This is a genomic window from Allorhizobium borbori, from assembly GCF_014196535.1.
Taxonomy (GTDB): Bacteria; Pseudomonadota; Alphaproteobacteria; order Rhizobiales; family Rhizobiaceae; genus Ectorhizobium; species Ectorhizobium borbori.
This window is the reverse complement of the sequence record NZ_JACIDU010000008.1, coordinates 86,993-101,388: the sequence shown is the minus strand read 5'-3', so window position 1 is coordinate 101,388 and position 14,396 is coordinate 86,993. Positions and strand designations below refer to the sequence as shown.

The 14,396-nt window shown below is 62.5% G+C and carries 13 protein-coding genes; 10 read left to right on the top strand and 3 right to left on the bottom strand.

The window, feature by feature from the left end; genetic code table 11:
- Positions 1-207: 207 nt before the first annotated feature.
- The 9 genes from GGQ66_RS11350 to GGQ66_RS11310 are packed head-to-tail and all read left to right on the top strand — an operon-like array spanning position 208 to position 10,611.
- Positions 208-1,194, top strand: a complete 987-nt coding sequence (locus tag GGQ66_RS11350) for a BMP family protein (RefSeq protein ID WP_183792543.1) — start codon at positions 208-210, stop codon at positions 1,192-1,194.
- Between the two features lie 7 nt (positions 1,195-1,201).
- The gene (locus tag GGQ66_RS11345; protein WP_183792542.1) at positions 1,202-2,593 is read left to right on the top strand and encodes an amidase; all 1,392 of its coding nucleotides are present in this window, start codon (positions 1,202-1,204) and stop codon (positions 2,591-2,593) included.
- Entirely contained in the window at positions 2,590-4,113 is a 1,524-nt protein-coding gene (locus tag GGQ66_RS11340) for an ABC transporter ATP-binding protein (protein ID WP_183792541.1), read from the top strand. Before GGQ66_RS11345 ends, GGQ66_RS11340 begins: the two co-directional genes overlap by 4 nt.
- Complete coding sequence (locus tag GGQ66_RS11335) at positions 4,103-5,152, top strand: ABC transporter permease (RefSeq protein WP_183792539.1); 1,050 nt, start codon at positions 4,103-4,105, stop codon at positions 5,150-5,152. Before GGQ66_RS11340 ends, GGQ66_RS11335 begins: the two co-directional genes overlap by 11 nt.
- Positions 5,149-6,093: an ABC transporter permease gene (locus GGQ66_RS11330; protein ID WP_183792536.1), complete on the top strand. Its 945-nt coding sequence runs from the start codon at positions 5,149-5,151 to the stop codon at positions 6,091-6,093. The genes GGQ66_RS11335 and GGQ66_RS11330 overlap by 4 nt, the downstream gene beginning before the upstream one ends.
- A gap of 22 nt (positions 6,094-6,115) precedes the next feature.
- Positions 6,116-7,411, top strand: a complete 1,296-nt coding sequence (locus tag GGQ66_RS11325) for an amidohydrolase family protein (RefSeq protein ID WP_183792534.1) — start codon at positions 6,116-6,118, stop codon at positions 7,409-7,411.
- A 56-nt stretch (positions 7,412-7,467) separates the two neighbouring features.
- The gene (locus GGQ66_RS11320; protein WP_183792532.1) at positions 7,468-8,142 is read left to right on the top strand and encodes a response regulator transcription factor; all 675 of its coding nucleotides are present in this window, start codon (positions 7,468-7,470) and stop codon (positions 8,140-8,142) included.
- Positions 8,132-9,535 carry a sensor histidine kinase gene (locus tag GGQ66_RS11315; RefSeq protein ID WP_183792530.1) on the top strand — a complete coding sequence of 468 codons (1,404 nt, stop codon included), beginning with the start codon at positions 8,132-8,134 and terminating at the stop codon, positions 9,533-9,535. Before GGQ66_RS11320 ends, GGQ66_RS11315 begins: the two co-directional genes overlap by 11 nt.
- The gene (locus tag GGQ66_RS11310; protein ID WP_183792528.1) at positions 9,532-10,611 is read left to right on the top strand and encodes an ABC transporter substrate-binding protein; all 1,080 of its coding nucleotides are present in this window, start codon (positions 9,532-9,534) and stop codon (positions 10,609-10,611) included. The genes GGQ66_RS11315 and GGQ66_RS11310 overlap by 4 nt, the downstream gene beginning before the upstream one ends.
- Before the next feature lie 6 nt (positions 10,612-10,617).
- Here GGQ66_RS11310 and GGQ66_RS11305 read toward each other — a convergent pair whose 3' ends face one another.
- The 3 genes from GGQ66_RS11305 to GGQ66_RS11295 are packed head-to-tail and all read right to left on the bottom strand — an operon-like array spanning position 10,618 to position 13,159.
- Positions 10,618-11,268, bottom strand: a complete 651-nt coding sequence (locus GGQ66_RS11305; RefSeq protein WP_183792526.1) for a response regulator transcription factor — start codon at positions 11,266-11,268, stop codon at positions 10,618-10,620.
- Positions 11,265-12,650, bottom strand: a complete 1,386-nt coding sequence (locus tag GGQ66_RS11300) for a sensor histidine kinase (RefSeq protein WP_183792524.1) — start codon at positions 12,648-12,650, stop codon at positions 11,265-11,267. Before GGQ66_RS11300 ends, GGQ66_RS11305 begins: the two co-directional genes overlap by 4 nt.
- Positions 12,647-13,159, bottom strand: coding sequence for a putative pterin-binding protein (locus tag GGQ66_RS11295; RefSeq protein ID WP_183792522.1), 513 nt, complete (start codon positions 13,157-13,159; stop codon positions 12,647-12,649). The genes GGQ66_RS11300 and GGQ66_RS11295 overlap by 4 nt, the downstream gene beginning before the upstream one ends.
- Positions 13,160-13,303: 144 nt before the next feature.
- Between GGQ66_RS11295 and GGQ66_RS11290 the strand changes: the two genes are divergently transcribed.
- Positions 13,304-14,293 carry an OmpA family protein gene (locus GGQ66_RS11290; protein ID WP_183792520.1) on the top strand — a complete coding sequence of 330 codons (990 nt, stop codon included), beginning with the start codon at positions 13,304-13,306 and terminating at the stop codon, positions 14,291-14,293.
- Positions 14,294-14,396: the final 103 nt, after the last annotated feature.

The window sequence follows — 14,396 nt, the reverse complement described above, 5'->3', positions numbered from 1 at the left end:
GATAATTGGGGGCAGTCAACGACTTGCGGGTTTCATTCCGTTTTCGTTTTCTTCGCATTATGGCAAATGGCTGGATTGGCGCCCGCAATCCGGCAAAAAAATAGCAGTTCTTGTCCGTGATTTGTCGTTGAGGCGCGCTTGACACATTTTTATGCGCCGCCTAAAAATGAACCAAATGGTAAAATTTTATCACAAGGGGAACTCCGTATGACCAAAGACATTCTTCTTTCCCGCCGCGCAGTGCTGGCAACGGGCCTTGCCCTTGGCGCCAGTGCATTTGCGCCCGCGGTTCGTGCTGCCGGGCCGGTCAAGGTTGCCGGTATCCACGGTTCCCCGGTGGAGAACGCGTGGAACTCCGTTCTGCATAAGGCGCTGCAGGATGCCGCAAAGGAAGGCGTGATCGAATATGTCTTCTCGGAGGGTGTTTCCGGCACCGATTATCCCCGCGCCATGCGCGAATATGCCGAACAGGGCGCCAAGCTCATTATCGGCGAAGCCTACGCCGTTGAAAAGCAGGCGCGCGAAGTGGCGGCCGATTACCCGGAAACCGCCTTCGTTCTCGGCTCTAGTGGCAAGGAAGCGGGTGACAATTTCGGTGTGTTTGGCACCTGGAACCAGGACGGCGCCTACCTCGCCGGCATGCTGGCGGGCAAGATGACCAAGTCGAACGTCGTCGGCTCTGTTGGCGCCATGCCGATCCCCGAAGTCAACCAGCTCATCAACGCCTTCGCCGCTGGCGTCAAGGCCGTGAACCCGAACGCAAAGCATCTCGTAACCTTCATCGGCACCTTCTTCGATCCGCCGAAGGCTCGTGAGGCCGGTCTGGCCCAGATCGACGCCGGTGCGGACATTTTGTTCGGCGAACGTATTGGCACGGCCGATGCCGCCAAGGAACGCGGCATCAAGGCGGTCGGCTCGCTGATCGATTATACGCCGCGCTATCCGCAGACCGTGTTCGCCAACGCGCTCTGGGGCTTCCGCCCGATCCTCAACGCAGCCCTTGCCGATGTCGCCGCTGGCAAGCCGGTCGGTCGCGATTACACGGCCTATGGCCTGCTCAAGGAAGGCGGCTCGGATATCGCCTACGTCAAGGATGCCGCCCCGGCAGACGTGATCGCCGCGATGGAGGCCAAGCGCGCCGAGATCAAGGCGGGCACCTTCACCGTGCCGCAGGATATGAGCGAGCCGAAGTAAGCGTGTGATGCGTCTCGACGCAACCGCGCTTGCCGAAACCATTTTCGCCGGCCGGTTGACGGCGGCGGAGGTTATGGAAGCATCGCTTGCCGCTGCCGGGCGCTTTGCCGCGCTCGGCGCCATCGCCTGGAGCGATCCGCAAAAGGGACGCCAGTCAGCAGAGGCCTTTGACGCCCTGCCAGCCGAACGCAAGGCGCTGCCTTTTGGCGGTGTGCCAACGCTTGCCAAGGATCTGGGTGGGCCGTTCGAAGGCTTTCCCGTCAGCGCGGGCTCGAAAATGCTGCCGCGTCGCGGAGGTATGGCCGATTCCGATCTGGCCGCCCGGTTTCGTGCCGCTGGTTTCTGTCTGTTCGGGTTGACGACCAGCCCGGAATTCGGCCTTTCGCTGGCCAGCGAACCGGCCATCGGGCCGATGTCCCGTAACCCGCTCGATCCCGCGCTCAGTTCCGGTGGTTCCTCCGGCGGTGCGGCGGCTGCCGTTGCCGCGGGGATTGTTTCCATTGCCCATGCCACCGATGCCGGCGGTTCGATCCGAGTGCCCGCCGCCTGCTGCGGCCTCGTCGGCCTGAAGCCCGGTCGCGGCGCGATGCCGGGTGGCCCCGGTTTCGGTAATCATCTCGGCGGTATCGCCACCGAACTGGCGGTCTGTCGCTCGGTGCGCGATGCGGAGCGGGCCTTCGCGGCCCTGTCAGGCAATGCGCGCGGTCCGTTCCCGCCGCCGGCTCCGGAACCGGTTCCGGGTGGTGGCTTGCGGATCGGCGTTCTGCTCGAAGCGGGCGCCACCGAGCCGGCTCGTCTTGAAGCCGTGGAGGCGGCGGCCCGTTCGCTGGAGGCTGCCGGCCATAGCCTGCATCCGATCCACTTTGCCGACGTGGAACAGATGGTGCAGGCCAGCAATCGCGCTTTTGCCGATGTCGTCGCCATCAATCTGGCCGAGACCGCCGAACGGTTGTCCGCCGATTTTTCCGGTACCGAACCAATGACGCAGGCGGTGCTGGCGCGCGGTCAAACTTTGCGCGGCACCGAGGTCTGGCGGCTGATGAACGCCATGGTCTTTGTCTCCCGCGATCTCTGGCGGTTGTTCGAAGGGATCGACTGCCTCGTCACGCCGATGCTGTCGGATGCGCCGAAGCCTGTCGGCTCCTTCCCCACCGATCACGCCGATACCGATCTTCATTTCGCGCGCATGGTGGCCTTTGCGCCGCTCGCAGCCCTTGCAAATATCTCCGGCTTTCCGGCGCTGACGCTTCCGTTCGGAGCCGATCGTGCCGGTTTGCCGCTGCCCGTGCAGCTTGTTGCGCCTATGGGCTGCGAGGCGCTTCTTCTTCATCTAGCCCGTTACCTCGAAAGCGAGGAGCGTTGGCAACATCCCTTTCCCATCGCGGGGCTTGAACCATGAGCGAAGCCGTTCTCGAAATCTCGGGCGTCAGCAAGCGTTTCGGCACCAACCTCGCCAACGACAATATCTCGCTCTCGCTTGCCAAGGGCGAGATCGTGGCGTTGCTTGGCGAAAACGGCGCGGGCAAGACGACGCTGATGAGCATTCTCTTCGGCCATTACGTGCCCGATACCGGCAAGGTGTCGGTGATGGGTGAGGACCTGCCGCCCGGCAAGCCGCGTGCGGCGATCCGCGCCGGCATCGGCATGGTGCACCAGCATTTCTCGCTGGCCCCGAACCTGACCGTGCTCGAAAATGTCATGACCGGCACGGAAAGCCTGTGGTCGCTGGCTTCGAACGTATCCGCCGCGCGTAAGAAACTGATGGCCATTTCCGGGCGCTTCGGCCTGAGGGTCGACCCGGATGCGCGCCTTGGCGATCTCTCGGTCGGCGAGCAGCAGCGCGTTGAAATCCTCAAGGCGCTTTATAACGACGCCCGTATTCTCGTTCTCGATGAGCCGACCGCGGTGCTGACCAATATCGAGGCGGAAAAGCTGTTCTCGACGCTGAAGGACATGGCGCGGCAGGGGCTTTCGCTGATCTTCATTTCCCACAAGCTGGACGAGGTGATGGCGACCGCCGACCGCATCGTCGTGCTGCGCGGCGGCAAGCTGGTGGCCGAACGCAAGGCGGCAGACACCAGCAAGGCGGAGCTTGCCGAACTCATGGTCGGTCGCGCCGTGCACCGCCCGGTGCGCGATGCCGCTACGCCCGGCGAAACCGTGCTGGAAGCCGTTGGCGTGACCGTTCGCCAGGATGGCGTTGACCGGCTGAAAGCGGTGGATTTCCACCTGCGCGCCGGCGAGGTGCTGGGCATTATCGGCGTTTCCGGCAATGGCCAGACGGTGCTCGCCCAGCTTCTGAGCGGAACGGCGCAGCGCAGCGCCGGCGATCTGGTTTTGTATGGGCACGGCATTGGTGATCTCACGGTGGCGGAGGCGGTTGAGGCGGGCATCGGACGCATTCCCGAAGATCGCAATCGAGAAGGGGCCATCGGCGAGATGGCCATCTGGGAAAACGCCGTTCTGGAACGCATCCAGCGCTTTTCCCGCCACGGCCTCGTGGATCGCAGGGCGGGCATCGCCTTCGCGAAGAAGATCATCGAAGGCTTCGACGTGCGCGGCGGCACGCCGGTGAGCCGCATTCGGCTTCTGTCCGGTGGTAACATGCAAAAACTCATTCTCGGCCGGAACCTTATCGAGCGACCGCGCATCCTGCTCGCCGCCCAGCCGGCGCGCGGGCTGGACGAAGGGGCGGTCGCCGCGGTTCACGAGCGCATTCTGGAAGCGCGCCGCGCCGGAACCGCCGTTCTCCTGATTTCGGAAGACCTGGAAGAGGTGATGGCGCTCGCCGACCGCATTCAGGCGATCGTTGGCGGCAGGCTTTCGCCGCCGGTGAAGGCAGAGGACGTCGATGCGCGCCGGCTTGGCCTGATGATGGCCGGCGAGTGGGAAAAGGAACAGGTGGCCCATGCGGTTTGAACGACGCGAACACCGCCCGGCGGCGCTGGTTATCGCCACCCCGGTCATCGCCGTCATCGCGGCACTGGCCGTGGCGGGCGTGCTGATCGCCTTTGCCGGTGCGCCGGTCCTGACCGCCTATTGGAAAATCCTGACCGGTGCCTTCGGCTCGCGGCTTTCCACGACCGAAACGCTGACGCGTGCGGCTCCATTGATGCTGACCGGACTTGCCGCGGCCATCGCCTTTCGCGCACGGCTCTGGAATATCGGCGCGGAAGGCCAGTTCTATTTCGGGGCGATTGCGGTTGCAGCGGCATCTGCGCATCTTTTCGGCGGGCTTCCCTCACTTCTCCAGATCCCGATTCTTTTTGTGGTCGGCGCCATCGCCGGCATGGTTCTGCTGCTCTTTCCGCTCTGGCTTCGCCTGCGCTTCTCGGTCGATGAAGTGGTGACGACGCTACTTCTGAACTTCGTCGCCATCCTCTTCGTTTCCATGTTGATTGACGGCGTTCTCAAGGACCCGACCGCCTTTGGCTGGCCGCAATCCGAAGCTGTGGCTGATGCAGCGCGCCTGCCGAAGCTTCTGGCGCGCTCAAGGCTTCATATAGGGCTGGCGATTGCTGTCGTCCTTGCCCTTGTCGTTCATTTCGTTCAGTCGCGCACGGTGTTCGGCCTGCAATCGCGGGCGGCGGGGCTCAATCCGGCAGGGGCCGGCTTTGCCGGCGTGCCTCTGGCGCGCACGCTGGTCATCGTCGCCATGATGTCTGGCGGTCTCGCCGGTCTGGCCGGCGCCATCGAAGTGATGGGCGTCAAGGGTTATGTCACCACGGACCTATCGCCCGGCTACGGCTACTCCGGCATCGTGGTGGCCATGCTCGCCAACCTCAATCCGCTTGGCGTGGTGCTTGCCGCGCTCTTCACCGCCATCATGTTCGTCGGTGCTGACGGCATGAGCCGCAGCATGGGAATTCCCACCTATATCGCTGATGTCACGGTCGCGCTGTCTTTGATCTCGATGCTGATCGCCGTGTTCTTCACCCAATACAGGATAAGCCGATGAGCGCGTTGATGGATATTCTCGCTTCCGCCGGCCTGTGGGCGGCCGTGCTGCGCATTGCCACGCCGCTTATTCTCGGCACGCTCGGCGCGCTGTTGTGCGAACGCTCCGGCGTATTGAACCTCGGGATCGAGGGTATCATGACCTTCGGCGCGATGATCGGCTGGCTGGCCGTCTATAATGGTGCCGATCTGTGGACCGGGATTCTGGTAGCAGCGGTGGCGGGCGGCGTCTTCGGTTTCCTGCATGCGGTGCTCACTGTCACGCTCGGGCTTTCGCAGCATGTGTCGGGTCTCGGCGTCACGCTGTTTGCTTCGAGTTTCAGTTATTATGTTTTCCGCCTGATGGTGCCCGTGGCCGGCACGCCGCCAACGGTGGAGCCGTTCCAGCCCATCGCCATCCCCGGCCTGTCCGATCTGCCCTTCTTTGGTCCGGCTTTCTTCACCCAGACGCCGCCGACCTATCTGGCGATTCTGATCGCGCTCATCCTCGCTTATGTCATCTTCCGCACGCCACTTGGCCTTGCCATCCGCATGGCCGGTGAAAATCCGCATGCGGCGGAGGCGCAGGGTATCAACCCCATGGCGGTGCGTTATGGCGCGGTGATCGCCGGTTCGGCACTGATGGGCGTGGGCGGTGCGTTCCTCACGCTCTCGGCCTTCAACAGCTTCTTCCCCACCATGGTGCAGGGGCGCGGCTGGATCTGCATCGCGCTCGTCGTCTTCGCCTCGTGGCGGCCGGGGCGGGCGCTTCTCGGCGCGCTGCTCTTTGCCTTCTTCGACGGTTTCCAGCTTCGCCTGCAAACCGCGCTGAACGGTGCCGTGCCCTATCAGCTCTTCCTGATGATCCCCTATATCCTTTCCATCGTGGCGCTGGCCGTGATGGCGCGCCGGGCTCGTGTGCCGCAGGCGCTGATGCAACCCTACCGGCGCGGCGAGCGCTGATACCCTATTTCGCGAGGCTTCCATGTTCGATCTCATCATCCGTAATGCCAATCTCTCCGATGGCCGCAAGGGCTTCGATATCGGCGTGACCGCCGGGCGGATCGCGGCCATCGAAAAGCGCATCGAGGCTGTGGCTGTCGAGGAAATCGACGCCAGCGGCCGCCTTGTCAGCCCCGCCTTCTGCGATCCGCATTTCCACATGGATGCTACGCTCTCGCTTGGCCTGCCGCGCATGAACGTCTCCGGCACGCTGCTGGAAGGCATTTCGCTGTGGGGTGAACTGCGCCCGACGCTGACGAAGGAGGCATTGATCGAACGGGCGGTGCGTTATTGCGATCTCGCCGTCAGTCAGGGACTGCTTTACATTCGTAGCCACGTCGATACCTCCGATCCGCGTCTCGTGACGGCCGAAGCGCTGCTGGAAGTGCGCGAGATCGTGAAACCCTATATCGACCTGCAACTCGTCGCCTTCCCGCAGGATGGCTATTACCGTGCGCCGGAAGGGGTGGCCTCGCTCGCCAGAGCGCTGGATATGGGCGTCGAGATCGTCGGCGGCATTCCGCATTTCGAACGCACCATGGATGAAGGCCGCAAATCGGTGGAAGCGCTCTGCCGCATCGCCGCTGACCGGGGACTTGCGGTCGACATGCACTGCGACGAAACTGACGATCCCCTGTCGCGCCACATCGAAACACTGGCGGCGGAAACGGTCCGTTTCGGTCTTCAGGGCCGCGTCGCCGGTTCGCATCTCACCTCCATGCATTCGATGGATAACTATTATGTCTCGAAGCTCATTCCGCTGATGGCGGAGGCCGAAATCAACGTCATCCCCAACCCGCTCATCAACATCATGCTGCAAGGCCGGCACGATACCTACCCGAAGCGCCGTGGCATGACGCGGGTGCGGGAACTGATGGCGGCGGGCCTCAACGTGTCCTTTGGTCATGATTGCGTGATGGACCCGTGGTATTCCATGGGCTCTGGTGACATGCTGGAAGTGGCGCATATGGCGCTGCATGTGTCGCAGATGGGCGGCATTGAGGAAAAGAAGCAGCTTTTCGATGCAGTGACCGTCAATTCCGCGCGCACCATGGGCATCGAGGGTTATGGCCTCGCTACCGGCTGCAAGGCCGATCTCGTCGTGTTGCAGGCCGCCGATGTGCAGGAGGCGCTGCGATTGAAGCCGGCGCGGCTCTATGTTCTCAAGGCCGGCAGGGTCATCAGCCGCACGGCCCCGCGTATCAGCGAACTCTTCCTGAAAGGCCGTCCGGCCACGATCGATGGCGGGCTCGATTTCGTCCCGGTCGCGGCGGGCTGAGGTCGCTGCGCACAAGCCACCTTGATCGGGCCATGGGCGGCGTGCGATGAACGCGCATGAGGATTTTTCTGGCCGAGGACACACATGACGTTGGCGAGGCGATCTGTCGGCGCTTTCAGCAGGCGGGGCATACCGTGGACTGGGAGACTGACGGCGCCGTTGCGGGCGACATCCTGTCGTTCACAGACTACGATCTCGTGATCCTCGATGTCATGCTGCCGGGCCTTGACGGTTTTACGCTGCTCAAGGCCATCCGCCAGCGCGGCAATGGTGTGCCGGTTCTGGTGTTGACCGCCCGCTCGGAAATCGATGACCGGGTGAGCGCGCTCGATCTCGGGGCCGACGACTATCTGGTCAAGCCTTTCGACTTTCGTGAGCTGGAGGCGCGTGCCCGCGTTCTGATGCGCCGCCGCGCCGGCGGTGAGGCGACCAATGTCATCGTTTGCGGGGACGTGACGCTCGACATGACGAATCGCAGCGTACGCGTCGGGCGCCGCGAAGTGCAGTTGAAGCGACGCGAGATGGCGCTTCTGGAAATTCTGGCGTCACGCCCCGGCAGGGTTTTCACCAAGGAAGAATTGCTGGAACGCCTGTTCGGCTTCGATGAGGCTGGCGGGCCGAATGCCGTTGAACTCTATGTCGGGCGGTTGCGCAAGAAACTTGAAGGGGCGAGCGCCCGTATCGTGACGCTGCGCGGCATCGGTTATCAGTTGGTGGCCGATGTCGGGTAAGGGGTCGCTTTTCTCGCGCCTCATGTGGCGCATGTCCATCGTTCTGGCCATCAGCGCCGCCGGCCTCATCACCGCGGCGTGGTTTTATGCCCGCGCCGCCGCCGACGAGGCCTATGACAGGCTTTTGCTCGGTTCGGCCTTCCAGATGACGGAAAGCCTGACAGTGCGCGATGGTGAATTGCAGTTCGAGCTTCCCGCCTCGGCCTTCGAGCTTCTGGGTCTCGCCGAAAGCGATCGCATTTTTTACCGGGTCATCGCGCCCGGTGGAAAGACGCTGACCGGCTACACCGACCTCGACACTGGCGCGGATATCGATGCCAGCCGCAAGCAACCGCGTTTCGCCGACGGTTCATATAAGGGCGAGGATATCCGTACGGTTACCATCGCCCGTGCGCTGAGCCTGCCTCAGGGTGTCGGCTGGGCGAATGTCATCGTGGCGCAAACGGTGGAATCGCGCCGGGCGCTGGCATCGGAACTCACGGTGCGTGCGACTGTTCTCGTGGCGGTCATGAGCCTTCTGGCGCTGGGCGGCGCTGCGCTCGCCGTGCGCTATTCGCTGGCGCCGGTGGCGCGGCTGGGTGAGGCTCTGTCGCGTCGCGAACCGCAGGACCTGACACCGCTCGATGTGTCAGTCCCCGCCGAGCTTTCGCCTTTCGTCAGCTCGATCAATCATTTCATCACGCGGCTTTCGGAGCGTATGCAACTCATGCAGCGCTATATCGCAGACAGCGCCCACCAGATCCGGACGCCGCTGACGGCGCTCAATGCACAGGTGAGCCTGATCGATGAGGATCAACTGCCGCCTGAAGGTCGCCGCCATCTGGAGCGGGTGCGTCGCCGCGCTGCCGAACTTGCGCGGTTCACCAACCAGCTTCTGAACCACGCGATGGTCATTCACCGCTTCGATTCCGTACACCTGACGCCGGTCGCGCTGAACGATGTGGCCCGCAAGGCATTTCGGGCCGCCATTCCGATCACCGTCGATCCCGATCTCGTTGTCTCCTTCGAGGCGTCGGAGGAAGCGCTTTATGTCACGGGCGACGAACTCAGCCTGCGCGAGGCCATCGTCAACATCATCGATAACGCCCTGCGCCATGGTGCAAGCGCCCGGCTGGACGTCAAAGTCTGGCGTGATGGCGATTTCGGTGTCGTGGAAGTGAGTGATGACGGGGCGGGGATTCCCGAGGCGGAATGGAGCAACGTGCTCAAACGGTTTCATTCCAGCCAGAGCGATGGGGCAGCCAGCGGGCTGGGCTTTGCCATAGCGGCCGAGGTGGCAGGAGCGCTGAAGGGGGGGCTGCGGTTTCGCACGAAATCCGAGACGGCACCCTTTGCGATCCAGATTGCATTGCCGCTCTCAAGCGCGCCGATTGAGAAGGGGGATGCGTCATGAGGTTGTCCGCTTCCCTCGCGACGCTTGCCTTGTGGTTCACAACCTTAGGCCCAGCCGGTGCGCTGGAGGGCGCGCGGGAAATCTTCCCGGCGCCGGGGCCGGAGGCGGGCCGGCTCGTCATCCATGCCGCGACCGATCTCGACGCGATGCGCCCGCTGATCGAGGACTTCCAGCAGATGGCTCCGGGCGTCACCATCGAATTCGTCGAGTACGTTACCAATGACCTGTTCCGCCAGGCGCAGGAAGCCTGCACCGGTGCGGTGGAAAGCGGAGACATTCTGCTGTCCTCGTCGGTGGACCAGCTTGTTCGTCTCGCCAATGACGGTTGCGCCCAGCCGCATCGCTCGACCGAAACATTGACGGTGCCGAGCTGGGCAAACTGGCGCAACGAGATCTTCGGCTTTACCTTCGAGCCGGTCGTCTTCGTTTATGATCGCCGGTCAGTGCCGCCGGAGGATGTGCCGCGCAGCCATGAGGCGCTGGCCGATCTGCTGCGCCGCAAGCCGGATGCCTATCGCGGCCGGATCGGGACCTATGACATCGAGGCGTCCGGGGTCGGCTATCTGCTGGCCTTCCACGATTCACGCCAGGCGCCCACGACCTATGGACGGCTGATCGAGAGCCTGAGCCGGTCGGATACGGTCACACGCTGCTGCAACAGCGAGGTTCTCGGCGAAACCGCGGCGGGAAATGTCCGCATCGCCTATAATGTGCTGGGGTCCTATGCCTATGCGGCGGCGCGGGCAAACCCTGCGCTTGCCATCGTCGTGCCGCAGGATTACGCGCTGGTCCTGTCGCGCGGGGCGATGATCCCCAACAATGCACCGCGTCCGCAGATCGGCAAGGAGTTCCTCAACTACCTGCTTTCGCCGCGAGGTCGGCGCGTGGCGAGGGAGCGGGCTTTCTTCTTCGATGAGGGCGAACCCTTGCCGGAAGGGGTGGATGGGCCGGAATCACTGATGGAATCGGGCATCGGAAGGCCTATTCGCATCGGCCCTGCGCTTCTGGCAGCGCAGGACGCCATTCAGCGGTCGCACTTCATTGCCGACTGGAAACGGTTGATCCCGCGGCGCTGACGCATTTCAGCCGGGCTCGCCGTCCCTGTCGAGTGCGATAAGCTGGCGGCGCAGCGCTTCGCGCACTGCCTCGGCGCGCGAGGAAATACCGAGCTTGGAATAGATGGCCTTCACATAGTCGCTGACGGTGTGTTCGGACAGGCTGAACTTGGCCGCGATCTCGCGGGTGCGGTTGCCAAGCCCCAGTTCCCGCAGCACTTCCGTTTCCCGCCGGGAAAGGTGGATAAGGCCATCCGGGCCGGGCGGCGCGATGGCGGCGGTGCGGATGCGCTCGACCAAAGCCACCTTGTTGCGGATCACGGCATGCAGAAGGTCATAGTCAATTGGCTTCACCAGATAATCGTCGGCGCCGGCTTGCCGGCCTGCCAGTTCGTCGCGCCGGTCTGCCAGCGCCGTCAGGAGCACGATCGGCACGGCGGCAAGGGCCGGACGGAAACGCCGGATCTCGGAAATCAGGTCGATCCCGTTGAGGCCCGGCATCATGACGTCGCAAAAGATGAGATCAGGCGTCTGCTGGGAAAGAATGCCAAGTGCCGATGGGCCATCGCTTGCCGTTAGAACATTGTAGCCGGACGCGCCCAGCTCCTCCGCCAGTTCGGTGCGCAGGTCGCACTCGTCCTCGATACAGAGAATGATGACGCGATGCGGCATGGTCATGCCTCCTTTCGGCGCGGCAGTGTCATTGTGAAGACCGTCCCGACATCGGCCGCAGGAGCGAAATCGAGGGTGCCACCATGCAGGGCGACGATGGCCCGCGACAGATTCAGGCCGAGACCGGTACCCGGAATATAGACGGCATTGCCGGCCCGGAAGAAGCGGGTGAATATTTTTTCGCGATCGGCGGCGGGAATGCCGATGCCCCTGTCCGACACCGCGCAACGAACATGATCCGCATCGCCCGTGATGCTGACGACGATCGGTTCGTTGGCAGGTGAATATTTGGTGGCATTGGACAGGAGGTTGAGAAGCACCTGTTCGATCAGCGCCGAATCCGCCCGGCAGGAAAAATCACGGCTTTCGGCTTCCAGCAGGATACGGCGTTCGGGTGAAAGCTCGCGCTGGTAGGTGCAGGCATTTTCGGCGATGTGGGCCAGGTCATCGTTGACCATTTCCACGGGAACCGCGCCACCATCCAGCCTCGCCGCATTCGTCGTACTCTCCAGCATCCGCATGAGCCTTATACAGGCGTTGCGGATGCGAAGCGCCTTTTCCGCCACGATTTCGGGCGGAAATGCCGCCGGTCTGCGGATAAAGCTTTGGGCGACCATATCGATGATCGAAAGCGGCGTGCGGAACTGGTGCGAGACGGTGGTGATGAAACTGCGGTAGATTTCGCTGGTGGTCTTTTCCTTTTCGAGCGCTGTCGAAAGAGCGGCTGTTCGCTCCTGCACCATTGCCTCCAGCCGGGCCTTGTGTTCGGCGAGTGCGTGACCGCTCTGCACGGCGGCACGGGTGCTGGCCAGCAGCCGCCAGATCAGGAACGCACCGGTCAGCATCAGCCCAACGACGGCAGCGATGGCCAGCGTCAACGCCTTGCTCTGGTTCTGGCGGTTCTGGCTGGCATCGTCGAGTTCCGCAAGCGTCGCGCGATTGGCGAGACGCCCCAAATCGTCCATCATGGGCACGAGGACGGCGCGTACCCGATCGGCCTCTATCCGTCCTGCAACGATTCCCGGGTCCAGAATGGCAGTTATGTCACGCATGGAGCGGGTGCTTTGTTCCAGCTTCGGACCGAGCCCGATTCGCAGGAAATAATCGTGTTGCGGCCCCTCGTTGAACATGGCGATACGACTGACGAGAATATCGAGCCGATGGGACACCTCGGTGAGGCCGTCGGGCCGGCCTCCTGCATCCAGAAGTGCATTGTCCAGCTTCCTGGCCTCGCGCTCGGCCTGTGAAATGGTCCACAACATGTTCTTGCCAGTGCCCGTATGAACGGCCTGCTGGATCTGCACCAGTTGATGGAACGCATAGATGAACAGCAGCACGAAGCCGGCAATAGTCAGGGCTGTCAGGCTGTAAAGCGGAGAGGGCTTCATAAGAGCTTGAACTGCCGCAATTGCCAGACCCACCTGTGATTGTAGCTCTTGTCGAGAAGCGCGGAGTCCTGGTCGCGGGGATAGATGATCCACAGTGGTCCCTTGTCGCGCAATGTCAGGACCTTGCCGTTCATGCGCCGTGCCAGAATCACATCCCAGGTCATCGCATCGGAAATGGGAAGGGCAACGGTGTATTCGTTGTAGGCTTCCGCCTCGATGTTTCCGGTCTCCCCGGACGGATCTATCCCCGCCAATGCCAGGACATCGCGCAACAGGACGCCTTCGAAATGCTGCACGCCGTTGGTCCAGAACGTCGTCGTGTCGAGGTTCACCTGTTCCAGACGGTCGAGGTCAGCATCCGTCAATCGTGTTCTGGTGCCGTTGCGGCCGACAATCGTCAGGCGGACCGATGCTTCGCTTGCGGTCGCCTTTGCGGCCACGGCAAGGGCCATTGCGGCTGCGCTCAGCCCAAAACTGCGGCGGGAGAATTTTCTGGTAAAAAGCTGCATCTTGCCGGACCCCTTCCCGGCAAGACTAAGAGCATTTTGGCAGAAAGGGAACGACACAAAGCAGTGCTTGCTATCAAAAACGGTTATGGCGGGCGCCGGCCAGCTTCGCTAGGATTGCAGCTATCCCGGGAACCGGAGGAAACCATGATCCTGACCCTTCGTACGCTAGTTGCCACCTTGCTTGTCTTGTCGATCCTCGGCGGCTCTTCACAGGCCAAGGATCTTCCCGGCACGGCGGATCATCCCCTCGTCGGGCGCTATGATGGCTCCTCGATTACCGGGTATGCCGAAAGGGCATTCGAGGAAGTGCGTTTCCTCAATGGACCGATCACGCCGCAGGCCAAGCGAGCGACCGGCCGCTACATGAACGGCGAAAACAGCGTTGGCGCCGCCGGGCGCGCCTGGCGAATCGGTTATGACGGGCCGGCTGACAGTTCGGCGCTCGATGTGATGAAAACATTCGAGGCATCGCTCGCGGCCAAGGGATTTTCCGAAATTTACACCTGTCAGGGAGCGGTCTGCGCCGATATGGGCGGCGCCACGCTTTATGTGGCGCTGACCGATGAAAGCGCGCTCGGAAAGGTGCCGCTGCACCAGGTTCCGGACCGGCAAACCTATGCGTCCTTCGTGCTCAAGCGGACAGAGGGCGACGTGTATGCCAGTATCTACGCCACCGATTTCGAAGGGCACGCCGAGATTCTCATCGATGTCGTGGAGACCGCGGCAATCGATACCGGCAGAATCGAGTTTGTTGACGCCGCGAAAATGGCAAGCGACATCGGTGACGGTGGACGTGTTGTGCTTTACGGGATTCTCTTCGATTTCGACAAGGCTACGATCAGCGATACATCGAAGCCGACACTGGACGAGATTGCCAAGTTCATGACATCCAATCCCTCGTTCAATCTCGTTGTCACAAGTCACACGGACGCCAAGGGCGGTTTCGACTACAATCTTGAACTGTCGCAGCGAAGAGCGGAAGCCGTGGTGGATGCGCTGGTGAAGACCTATGGCATTCCCGCAGCACGCCTCCGGCCCTTCGGTGCCGGGATGGCGGCGCCTATCGCCTCGAACGAGACGGAAGCGGGACGCTCGAAGAACCGGCGCGTCGAGTTGGTCCGTGTGCCGAACTGAGAGGATTGTCTCTCCCGCAATACACATGCGTGACACACAGATAGTGGAAAGCATGTTTTAACGTTGGTTTGAATGACTGCGCTATTCTTGCTAGGGTCGACGC

Coding starts and splice junctions, on each gene's coding strand:
- GGQ66_RS11350 (WP_183792543.1), top strand. CDS start 208: ATGACCAAAGACATTCTTCTTTCCCGCCGCGCAGTGCTGGCAACGGGC.
- GGQ66_RS11345 (WP_183792542.1), top strand. CDS start 1,202: ATGCGTCTCGACGCAACCGCGCTTGCCGAAACCATTTTCGCCGGCCGG.
- GGQ66_RS11340 (WP_183792541.1), top strand. CDS start 2,590: ATGAGCGAAGCCGTTCTCGAAATCTCGGGCGTCAGCAAGCGTTTCGGC.
- GGQ66_RS11335 (WP_183792539.1), top strand. CDS start 4,103: ATGCGGTTTGAACGACGCGAACACCGCCCGGCGGCGCTGGTTATCGCC.
- GGQ66_RS11330 (WP_183792536.1), top strand. CDS start 5,149: ATGAGCGCGTTGATGGATATTCTCGCTTCCGCCGGCCTGTGGGCGGCC.
- GGQ66_RS11325 (WP_183792534.1), top strand. CDS start 6,116: ATGTTCGATCTCATCATCCGTAATGCCAATCTCTCCGATGGCCGCAAG.
- GGQ66_RS11320 (WP_183792532.1), top strand. CDS start 7,468: ATGAGGATTTTTCTGGCCGAGGACACACATGACGTTGGCGAGGCGATC.
- GGQ66_RS11315 (WP_183792530.1), top strand. CDS start 8,132: ATGTCGGGTAAGGGGTCGCTTTTCTCGCGCCTCATGTGGCGCATGTCC.
- GGQ66_RS11310 (WP_183792528.1), top strand. CDS start 9,532: ATGAGGTTGTCCGCTTCCCTCGCGACGCTTGCCTTGTGGTTCACAACC.
- GGQ66_RS11305 (WP_183792526.1), bottom strand. CDS start 11,268: ATGACCATGCCGCATCGCGTCATCATTCTCTGTATCGAGGACGAGTGC.
- GGQ66_RS11300 (WP_183792524.1), bottom strand. CDS start 12,650: ATGAAGCCCTCTCCGCTTTACAGCCTGACAGCCCTGACTATTGCCGGC.
- GGQ66_RS11295 (WP_183792522.1), bottom strand. CDS start 13,159: ATGCAGCTTTTTACCAGAAAATTCTCCCGCCGCAGTTTTGGGCTGAGC.
- GGQ66_RS11290 (WP_183792520.1), top strand. CDS start 13,304: ATGATCCTGACCCTTCGTACGCTAGTTGCCACCTTGCTTGTCTTGTCG.